General features: G+C 34.9%; 9 protein-coding genes. 3 read left to right on the top strand and 6 right to left on the bottom strand.

Annotation, left to right across the window (positions count from 1 at the left end; all coding sequences use genetic code 11):
• The coding region (locus KHB02_RS28445) for a hypothetical protein (protein ID WP_241114169.1) at positions 1-182 on the bottom strand (182 nt) is incomplete at its 3' end.
• A 99-nt stretch (positions 183-281) separates the two neighbouring features.
• Positions 282-923 (bottom strand): 3-hexulose-6-phosphate synthase, encoded by a 642-nt coding sequence (gene hxlA / locus KHB02_RS28440; protein ID WP_213147554.1) that lies wholly within the window; start codon positions 921-923, stop codon positions 282-284.
• Between the two features lie 507 nt (positions 924-1430).
• Between hxlA and KHB02_RS28435 the strand changes: the two genes are divergently transcribed.
• The 3 genes from KHB02_RS28435 to KHB02_RS28425 all read left to right on the top strand — a co-directional run bounded on the left by KHB02_RS28435 (position 1431) and on the right by KHB02_RS28425 (position 6157).
• Complete coding sequence (locus tag KHB02_RS28435) at positions 1431-2447, top strand: ABC transporter substrate-binding protein (RefSeq protein ID WP_213147555.1); 1017 nt, start codon at positions 1431-1433, stop codon at positions 2445-2447.
• 102 nt (positions 2448-2549) lie between these two features.
• On the top strand, positions 2550-4694 hold the full coding sequence (locus tag KHB02_RS28430; protein ID WP_213147556.1) for a BglG family transcription antiterminator: 2145 nt from the start codon (positions 2550-2552) through the stop codon (positions 4692-4694).
• Positions 4691-6157, top strand: coding sequence for a PTS transporter subunit EIIC (locus tag KHB02_RS28425; protein ID WP_213147557.1), 1467 nt, complete (start codon positions 4691-4693; stop codon positions 6155-6157). Before KHB02_RS28430 ends, KHB02_RS28425 begins: the two co-directional genes overlap by 4 nt.
• Positions 6158-6381: 224 nt before the next feature.
• Here KHB02_RS28425 and KHB02_RS28420 read toward each other — a convergent pair whose 3' ends face one another.
• The 4 genes from KHB02_RS28420 to KHB02_RS28405 form a co-directional block, all read right to left on the bottom strand.
• A complete protein-coding gene (locus tag KHB02_RS28420) occupies positions 6382-7395 on the bottom strand; it encodes a DMT family transporter (protein ID WP_213147558.1) in 1014 nt (337 codons plus the stop codon).
• 54 nt (positions 7396-7449) lie between these two features.
• Positions 7450-8235, bottom strand: a complete 786-nt coding sequence (locus KHB02_RS28415) for a hypothetical protein (RefSeq protein ID WP_241114168.1) — start codon at positions 8233-8235, stop codon at positions 7450-7452.
• A 272-nt stretch (positions 8236-8507) separates the two neighbouring features.
• Positions 8508-8921 carry a cupin domain-containing protein gene (locus KHB02_RS28410; RefSeq protein WP_213147559.1) on the bottom strand — a complete coding sequence of 138 codons (414 nt, stop codon included), beginning with the start codon at positions 8919-8921 and terminating at the stop codon, positions 8508-8510.
• Positions 8922-9327: 406 nt separating this feature from the next.
• On the bottom strand, positions 9328-10254 hold the full coding sequence (locus KHB02_RS28405) for a helix-turn-helix domain-containing protein (RefSeq protein WP_241114167.1): 927 nt from the start codon (positions 10252-10254) through the stop codon (positions 9328-9330).
• Between the last annotated feature and the right edge of the window lie 88 nt (positions 10255-10342).

The raw sequence follows: 10342 nt of genomic DNA, 5'->3' as shown, positions 1-10342 counted from the left end.
GGATCTCCTTCTTTAAAATTCAGGACAACTTCTTTATCAGGTTCATTTAACACAACTTGTTCGAATCTTGCAGATTCCGTTAATCCTTTTTGCGCTCTGATAATGGCAACTGCTTTTAGAATCTCTTCTTCAGTTAGCGGCTCTAAAGGGTGTCCAACTTTTTGTAAAACTTGGTTTTCCATTTTATTTCCTCCCTCAAACCTTAATTTTTTAATCTGAGCAAATTTATAAAACTTTCTTCACTATAGGCCCTAATGATAGCGCTTTATTTCCGCTTGTTTTTAAGCTAACGTTTTTTGGTTGATTAATTCTTTCATTTTAGCTGCAACAGCTTTTTTATCATTTTGTCCCGTAATACCACCCCCTACAATAACAAGATCTGGCTGTGCATTAACAACTTCCGGTAATGTATCTAATTTAATACCGCCAGCAACAGCTGTTTTAGCCCTTCTAACAATCCGTTTAATCGTTTGAAGTTGTTCAAATGGATTTTCTCCAGCAGCTTGAAGATCGTAACCAGTGTGCACACAAATGTAATCTACGCCAAGTTCATCAATTTCATATGCACGCTTGGCAAGATCTTTGACATTAATCATATCTACTAAGATCTTTGAACCATGTTTTTTGGCTTCTTCTACTGCTCCCTTAATAGTCGAATCATCTGTCGCACCAAGAACAGTTATGATATCAGCACCTGCTTCAGATGCTTTCATTACTTCATAGGCACCAGCATCCATAATTTTCAGGTCTGCTAAAACAGTCAGGTTAGGGAAAGCTTGTTTTACTTCCATAACTGCCCGAAGACCTTCATTAATTACAACGGGAGTTCCAATCTCTACCACATCAATATATTCTTCAACTTCTCTTACTACCTTGATTGCTTCTGGGATGTTTACTAAATCCAGCGCTAATTGAAGTTTCATGTTTGTCACTCCTTTTTTATTAATTTCAGTAATATTAATATAAATCAAAATTTTCAGATAAAAAAGTATGCACTTTTTCCTCAGATAGTGTCTAAACATATACTATTATGTTTTAAAATACTAAAATTTGTTATTGCGGTGTTATTTGTAATGATCCCAAAACTTATAAAAAATACTGAGTTTCCAACTTTACAACTAAATTGTATCGTGTTTTATTTTTGAAATTATTATTTTTAAAGAAGATTACCTTCGTGAAAATTCAACTAAAAATCCCCATAATAAATTTTTTATAAGAATCGCAAAAACATAAAAAGGTCTACAAAACTAAGTTCTCTAAAATTAGAATTTCAAAAATATATTGTTTAATAAAGAGTTTTCCTTTTACAAATTGATTTTCTGTTATATATTTATAGTTAAACATCGGAATATTCTGACTTTGCTTTGCGTTATTGGTCAAAACATGATGAAATTTGTTGACTTAAATTCTTTAAGCAGAGGAGAATTTATATGGAAAGGATTATCAGCTTAATTGCTACAGTCATTCTTATTTCATCTACTGTCCTAACAGGTTGCAGCAATTCAAAGGTTTCCAGAACAACTACTAGAGTACTAGGGACAATTAAATTTGCAGATCCGGGTTGGGATAGTATTAGAGTGCACAACGAGATTGCAAGAATTATTATCGAAGAAGGGTTTGGCTATAAAACGGAATTAGTTCAAGGTTCTGAGACTGCTTCGCTTTTTGCGATAGGCAATGGAATTATGGATGTGTACATGGAGATTTGGACGGGAAGTTATCCAAAACAATACGAATCCGCAATTGAACATGGCGATATTATAGAAGCATCTGTAAACCTAGACGATACACGACAAGGACTTTTTGTTCCAACTTATGTTATTAAAGGAGATCCGAAGCGGGGTATAAAACCGATGGCTCCTAATTTAAGCTCAATTCGCGATCTGCCTAAATATTGGAGTTTATTTAAAGATCCTGATGACTCTAACAAAGGGCGTATTTATGGTGCAATTCCATTATGGAACGCAAATAAAATCTTAGAAGCGAAAATGAAGGATTACCATTTATCCGACAAATTCAATTACTTTGATCCAGGATCTCAGACAGTGTTGAATGCATCGTTTGTTCGTGCATACGAAGCTGGTAAACCGTGGGTTGGTTACCAATGGAAACCATCATCAATCGCCGGACAGTATGATATTACTGAATTAAAGGATGCACCATATGATGAAATAGATTGGCTAGACGGCTATCGGACAGAATTTCCTTCGCAAAGATTAACGATAGCTGTAAATAATAAGCTTCCTGCACAAGTTCCAGAAGTTTATAAGTTTCTTTGTAACTACTCTACTAACAGTACAATTACGAGTAGCTTTTTAGCTTATATGGAGAAACACAATTCAACTCCACGTGAGACAGCGATATGGTTCCTTAAAAAATATGAAAAGTTATGGACACATTGGGTACCAAATAATGTAAGCAAAAAAATAATAGAAAGACTAAAATAGTTAGAAGTTACATACCTCTTGACAACCAAAACTACTAAGAAAGAATTAATAACCAGGACCAAGGCCCCCCTCCAATGTTTATCTTAGAAGGAGACAATCAAAATGAAGAAACAAATTCCTGTTTTGGATTCTCGTCAAAAAGATCTACTAAGAACACTGCTTCAATCCAACAAAGCTGTATCTATTAAAGAAATTTCTGAAATGTTTAAATTAAGCACAAGAACGATACAAAGAGAAATAAAATATCTCAAATCTATTTTAAAAGTCTATGAATTAAAAATAGAGAAAAAAATTGGAGAAGGTTTTCAATTATCAGGACCATCTGATGGGAAGAAACAACTAAAAGAACATATACAACAGGCAAAAGACCTGATTGCATACACTCCAGACGAACGGCAGGATGGCATCACATACGATTTATTACTTTCTAAAGAACCAATTAAACAATATGTGTTCAGCAAAAAATATGGGGTCACTGAAACAACCATTAGCTCTGACATGGACAAAGTAAGCATGTGGCTTGAAAAAGGAGGAATTAAACTTATTCGGACACCTGGAATTGGTACATATATCGATGGGCAAGAAAAGCAACGTAGGACAATGCTATCACAATTACTCCATAAAGACATAACATTTGAAGAGTGGCTTGAACTTTTTCATAGAAGTAATGAAACGGAAGAGGAAATAGTACAATACAAATTGAGTATGACAATTCGAAATCGTTTATTAAGGTTTGTTGAACCTGACGAAATCTTAGATGTTGAGAGGGTGGTAAATCAAGTTTTAAATGAACAAAATAATATCGAATTAACTGACCGTAACTATGTAAATTTAATCGTTCATCTAATGCTTGCTGTAGAAAGAATTAAAAAAGGAGATGTTATTGATACACCCTTTTTTCAGGATTATGAATTTGATAATGTGATTTATACACTTGCGAATAGAATTGTGGATCGACTAGAAAAAGCACTCGAAATTTCAATCCCCAAAATTGAAACGAATTATATTGTTTTACATTTAGCTGGGGCCCGCCTATCTACGGGAGATAAGATAGATAACTATAATAGTGAAGAATTTACTTTGATTGAATTGACACAAAGTTTTATTCGTGCGATGGAATATTACCTAGAAGAATCATTCGATGGTGATGAATTGCTTCTTGAGGGATTGGTTTCTCACTTTGCACCTGCTCTTACCCGCTTAAAGCACGGCCTTCAAATTCATAATCCGATGCTTGAGAAAATTAAAGAAAAGAACCCAGAAATTTTTGCTGCATGTAAGAAAGCGTGTAAACTTTTAACAAATAAAACAGGCTACCTGATTCCAAACGGTGAGATTGGTTATTTAGCACTGCATATTGGAGCTGCTATTCTTCGTAAGAATGATTCTTTGAAGAACGACTATAAAGCCATCGTAGTCTGTTCAAGCGGTCTCGGAACATCTACTTACCTTGCTTCAAGACTACGTACTAAAATGTCAAATATTGAAGTAGAAGCAATCGTCTCGATGAAACAACTTGACGGATTCCTTCAGAAAAAACCAGAGGTTGATATTATAATCTCAACGATTAATCTCCCTTTTATTAAGAATAAAAATGTCGTTATTGTAAGCCCATTTCTCAATAAGAAGGATCAATTAAAAATTCAACATACACTTCTAAAAGTTAATAAATCACATCCCCATCAAAATAAAGTAAACGAAATGGAGAAGAAATCTCCTTCCTTCCTTTCACTAGCAAAATATGGGGAAGGAATGATTCAAATTTTGCGCAACCTAAAAATCTATAATGATGTAATTGTCCGACCTCCTAGTATTTCTAGTATTCTTAATCTGATTAAGAATACTGAAGAAATAAATGATCATATTGAACTTTCTAATGATCTTGAAAAACGTGAACAGCAAGGAACGTTTGTAATAGGCAATTTAGCGATGGTTCATGCTAAGTCTGTGGGAGTTAACAACTTGGTTGTTGTTGTTTTTCGATTGACAGAACCAGTTTTGTGGCCTACTGAAGATGAGGAGCAACAGTTAATTAATACAGTCCTTCTTTTGGCTGTACCTCAGGATGCACCCAAAGAGCATATTGAAATGATTAGTGAAATTAGTTCTATGTTAATAGAAGAAGAATTTGTAAGCGTTTTAACCGAATCTATTTTTGAGGACGTGAAAAGTTATTTAGAGGATATACTATTGAAGGCTTACGAAATGAAAGCCAAACGATCCATAAAGGAGACTCCCGGTAAATGATGAAGCTAGCCCAATTATTGAGCGCAATCGTTTACCAAAATATTGGGGTCATTTTAACAGCTGGAATTATTGATGGAATCTTTGGCATTTATGGATGGTTGTATAATGACAGGATTTTACTTTTATTGAATCCTATTTATAACATTCTTTTACCAATTTTATTAGGCTATACTGGAGGTAGATTAATAGGTGGACAGCGGGGGGCCGTTGTTGCCGCTATTGTGACTTATGGATTAACACTATCAAGTCCTACCCCAACCATTCTAGGTGCGATGATTATCGGACCACTCGCAGGTTGGGTGATAAAAATGTTAGATCATGTTTTAAAAAAGAAATTACCTGGTGCTGGCTATGAATTACTCATTGGCAATGTATTAGCTGCAATCATTGCTACTATATTCACCATTTTATGTTTCTTCTATGTTGGACAAATATTTTCTTCTATCGCAGATTGGTTAACTAGGCTATTAGAAGCCATTATTCATTCTGGCTTGCTTCCATTAACAGCAATAATTATTGAATCAGCAAAGGTTTTATTTTTTAATAACATTATCAATTTTGGTATTTTAGGACCAATTGGGATTCAACAGGCAAAAGAACTGGGAAAATCAATCTTTTTCTTGTTGGAAGCTAACCCCGGTCCTGGCCTAGGTGTTCTGCTTGCCTACTTAATTAAAACGAAAAATGAGCAAAGAAAGGAAGCGAAACTAGCAATCTTTATTCAATTGTTAGGAGGCATCCATGAGGTATATTTTCCGTATGTTTTAATGAATCCCCTTCTTATAATTTCGCTCATTTTAGGGGGAATGGTCGGAACGTTAACCTTTCAAATATTTAATGTCGGTCTTGTAGGCCTCCCATCTCCGGGCAGTATATTCTTACTTGTCGGATTGGCACCAAAAGAAGATATTTTAGTCGTTATATTAGGTGTATTCCTGGCAGCAACCACATCTTTTTTTTGTAGTATATTCCTTTTAAAACGGGTATCTGATTCCGCCCAACTAAAGGAAAAATATGAAGTTAATCATTTTTTCCATTTTGGAAAGCAAAAAAAGCAAGAAGAAAAAGCAATGCCTGATCCTTCTCCCCTTCTACCCATAAACACTGAAATACCGGAAAAACGGGATTTATCCCAAATTAATAAGATTAAAAACATCATTTTTGTGTGCGAAGCAGGAATGGGTTCTAGTGCGACAGGAGCCACATTTTTAAGAAAGAAACTTGCACAAGCTAATCTTTCAATTGAAGTTGAAAACTCCTCTATTAGTGAAATTCCTGAGTATGGTGACCTCATTATTTGTCACAAAAGGTTCCTTTCAGTTGTCCAAAAAACGGTACCAAATAAAACTTGCTACCCACTTAGTTCCTTTACAAATATGAAATATTATGATGAACTCGTAGAACAATTATACAAATTAATGCCATCACAATCTCAAGTCCAGGAAGAAAATATAGAAATCTAGTAAATTAATAAGAACCTTCCTTCAATTAATGGTGCTAACTTCCCTTAACCCGACGAAGTCTTTGAGCAAAGAAAAGGAAGCTATCCACATATTGGTTAGCTTCCTTTTATGCTGATTATCAGTTTGTTAGTTTTTATTTAATTTGGTTACAATTCCTATTATAAACCTATCATGAGTTTTCTACCGTTGCATGCTGCCATCCTCTTTAAACATTGAGTATCAAATCAACCTGAAATTTCTGTTATTTCTGGTTCTTTATTCTCAAAATCGCCAGATATATGAACTAACTCTTTAAGATTACCTGATACATAAAAAGAACCAACGATTACGATGATTGTACCAATAATTAACTGTAAGCTCACTGGCTGTTTAAAAACAACTAAACTAATTGCGATTGCCCATGCTGCATAAGTATTGTTGAGTGCAGTGCCTCTTGCAGCACCGATTAAATGAATGGCTCTGTAGTATAAAACGTAATTCGTGGCCCCAAGAAATGCAGCTATAACTAGCAACCAAACTACACCAGAGGATAGGACTTGGAAGCTTAATGCATATCCCTTAATAATTGGTATGACTATAATGGCATATGCAAGTGCGGATGTTGTCTGTCTAATAGCTACTGCAATTTCAGGATCAGCATCCTCCCCCTTCATTCCCCAAGCGCAGACTACTCCTTCTAGTCCCCATCCTATGGCTGAACCTAAAGCAAGCAATACTCCAAGAATAAAGTGATGATCAGCGCTTCCATCGGATGGCATATAGCTTAAAATTATGACTCCGGTAATACTTAAAACAATTCCAAGCCAAGTTCTAGGGCCAATTCTTTCCTTTAAAAATATGAAAGCCAGCAGGGCTCCAATTCCTGGAAACAACGAACTGATACTTGCAGTATAGGTTGCGCCGATATAATTGATACCAAGTAAGTAGCACGTCATCCCAACAGGCCCGCCGAATAATGCAGCTAGTGAGATAATCAATCCGTTTCTTGTTTTCATATATTTTAGTACTTCAATAATTTTACCTTTCACAGTCATTAATAAGATCATCCAAAGAGAAGAGAAAAAGTCATGAGCGAAGGAACTTACAAATGGGGCTAATATAATGGCTTCTTTTGTATCGATAAAAGGTGTTTGTGTTAATATGACTCCTATTACTACTGTATTTATTCCCCAAGCTATTGATGACGTAACGCCTACCGCGACCCCTTTTCTAGCTTCTGAGATATTTTTTGCATGCAAATTAATCTACCCCTTTTCGAATTTGGATTATTATTAAAATGTAACTGTTAAATTTTAACTATTTATTTTTTCAAGCAATGGAATACTAGTTGTATAGATTGGATTATTACCTAGAGTTTTCATGTAACTACGTGTAGTCTCTCCCTGTTCATTAGTAGGAGAAAGCATTTGAAGAGCTTCGGATAGATCAATCCGGCGATAAGTTTCTGTTATACGACCATTTACATAAAGTTGCTGGCGCCACTTACGTAATTGCTCTTTTACTTCGTCAGACAACTCATCAGATCGATTCAAGGAGTCCAGGACATTCTCTTCTGCAGCTGGGCAACTAACAATTGTAATATCTTCCTTTTTAACCCTTCCACTTGGTGAGTACGCTAAAGCGCTGACGGTACGATGTTGAGCACTACTAATTGTCTCTCTTAGAAAAGTGGCAGATAAAGGGGAAATGTCTTCAACTAGCAGGCGAGTTATGCCGCGATCATTAATCGCCTCCAATATCTGCTCTGGATCGTCCTCGACCACAACCTCCTTGTGAGGCGGCCAAATATCCATCCAGGAATGGTTCATATGGCGTTGTCCTACATGGAACACAAAGTTTTCAGGATAGATTCGAAGTCTGCCAGGTTCGTCACCTAATAGGGGGCGATGAAAATCGTAGAATCGCGTTAATGCTGACATGAGCAGTGCACTTGCCCCCATCCCTCCGCCAGCTTGTCGTACCACAATCCCAATTCGATCGTTCATATTAAATCCGGGAAATATCTCTTCCAAGGAAGATGGTTTCCCTTCAACTTCAAAATCGAAATGAGCATAGCTCATGATATTAATTGTGTGCATTGTATATTAGCTCCTTTCCCTTTTATCTATCAAAACCTGACGAACGTTGAATAAAGAATTTTAACCTAATTATGTCGGTTATCATTTTCTTACTTTAAAATAGTACACAGAAGATTTTGACTATTTAGTTTAAAAAAATTCTATAGGATAATAAGTACCCTATAGAATTTTTAATTACTTATTTTCTCATCTATCTAGATGCGCACCTGCCCATGCTGTAGTCCCACAAAAGATTCTAGTAATTAGACATGTACAATTATTCTAGTCAAATATTACATAAATAAAGGTTCAGGTAACCTATGTCCTGAATAAATCGCTTCCCCGTCGCTCTCACCATCAAATACAACAGTTGTATCTGGAGTGAAAATAATTACATCGCCAGCTTCTGCTACATACTTTTTCCCTTGGTCATCACGGATTACAAATTTTCCTTTTATAACAGTCTTTACTTCTAAGAATGTATACGTAAATTCAAATTCCTCTCCAGGCTGCATAGAGAAATACCCCAATTGTAAGGCATTTTCTTTTGAAGTAACCGGCACATCAATGATTTGGCTTTTGACCGCTGGAATCCCCAACACATTATTTAATTCAATCTTTTTAAAAGTACCTGCTTTAATTAACTGTACACCTGGCTTTTGACTTAAGTAATTGTAGTCTGTTTTTGTTGCTGTTTTTTCGCTCATCTTCTTCACTCCATTATTTTTTTGTTGTCAGCGCATTCATTTCTAATTTGAAAAAAATAATTATCAGAGTTACCTACGAATTCGCTTTCACAATTTAATTCTAGCATGGTTAAATAGACTTTATATTCCTTAGTTCCCTAAGTTTTGTCGCATTTACAAAGTGACAAAATTGGTTTTGCTGCAGGACGTTTGGTAAAAAAGAAGAAGCAATAAAACACCATTGCATTTTGAGATATAAAAAATCCAACTTTTTGGGTTATCACATTATGCCTTACCTTTAGACGTAATTTTATGACAAAAAAAAACCTGATTTTTCTACACTTGGCAGAAAAATCAGGGCTATTTTTATGTACGCATTGGACATATTGAATGAATCGATAAAACATACCATATTTTTTCCTAAAATTTACGAATCCAAATAAAGGTTCTTTAAAAATTGAGTCGGAGTTAATTGAGTGAATTTTTTAAATCCCTTAATAAAATGGGTATGATCATGATAGCCATTTTCATAAACAATATCTAAGGAATTGTATCTATCGTTCTCAAAAATCAAGGCTAAGGAATTTTGAAATCTAACAATTTCACTAAATTGCTTTGGTGAAAATCCAATATACTCTTCAAATTTCTTTCTTAAAAACCGATCGGAATATCCAGTATCTACTGATAATTGACTGACTTTTATAGTTCCTTTGGATAAATATATTTTTTTTATACAATATTCAATAAGACTCGTATCATCTTTTTCAGTATTGAGTTTTTCTATAAACTTTTCAAAAAAATATACTCTTTCATTAAATGACTTCCCTATAAATATTTGTTCCATTAAAGAGGAATCGATTGGCATAACATCTTCTAAGGGAATTTTTTTACCTAATAAATCTCGCATCGAATAATTGAATGTAAAAATCTTTTGTTCAGGAAATAATCTAACACCAAAATATTCGCATCCTTCTAGAAAATCTAGTTGCTCACTTCGATAATGAGGACTGGTCCAAAGGAAAGTAGAGTAATTCTCTGGACTACAGCAAAATAATAGATCAATAGAACCATCAGGAATTAGTGAAAAAGAATTGACTGATGCCTTTTGGGTTTTAAATTGGTAATACAACGCAATATCTGACCCTAATTTTTTTTGTTCGATGTAATGATCCATCTTATATTGAATTTCAGGCTGAGAAGGGAAAAAAGAAAGGGCTTTCAAAACTTTCACTCCTTTTACTTCTAGATGGACAATCCACAATTTTGCCTCTCGGCTTCTTGTACGAATTTTACTAAATAAAAAATAAGGTGAAGAAGGAATTGGAGTAAGCACAATTCCCTCTTCATCAATCATTTTACTTATGACAGCTTGAATTTGAATGACAGCTTGTGCCTTTTTCTGGGCGTGGAAGGTCTAACGCTGGGTTACCATCAAAGAATCC

The organism is Neobacillus citreus (genome assembly GCF_018343545.2).
In the GTDB taxonomy this organism is placed as follows: domain Bacteria; phylum Bacillota; class Bacilli; order Bacillales; family Cytobacillaceae; genus Neobacillus; species Neobacillus citreus.
Note: the sequence above shows the minus strand (reverse complement) of the source record. Positions and strands in the feature narration are given on the sequence as shown.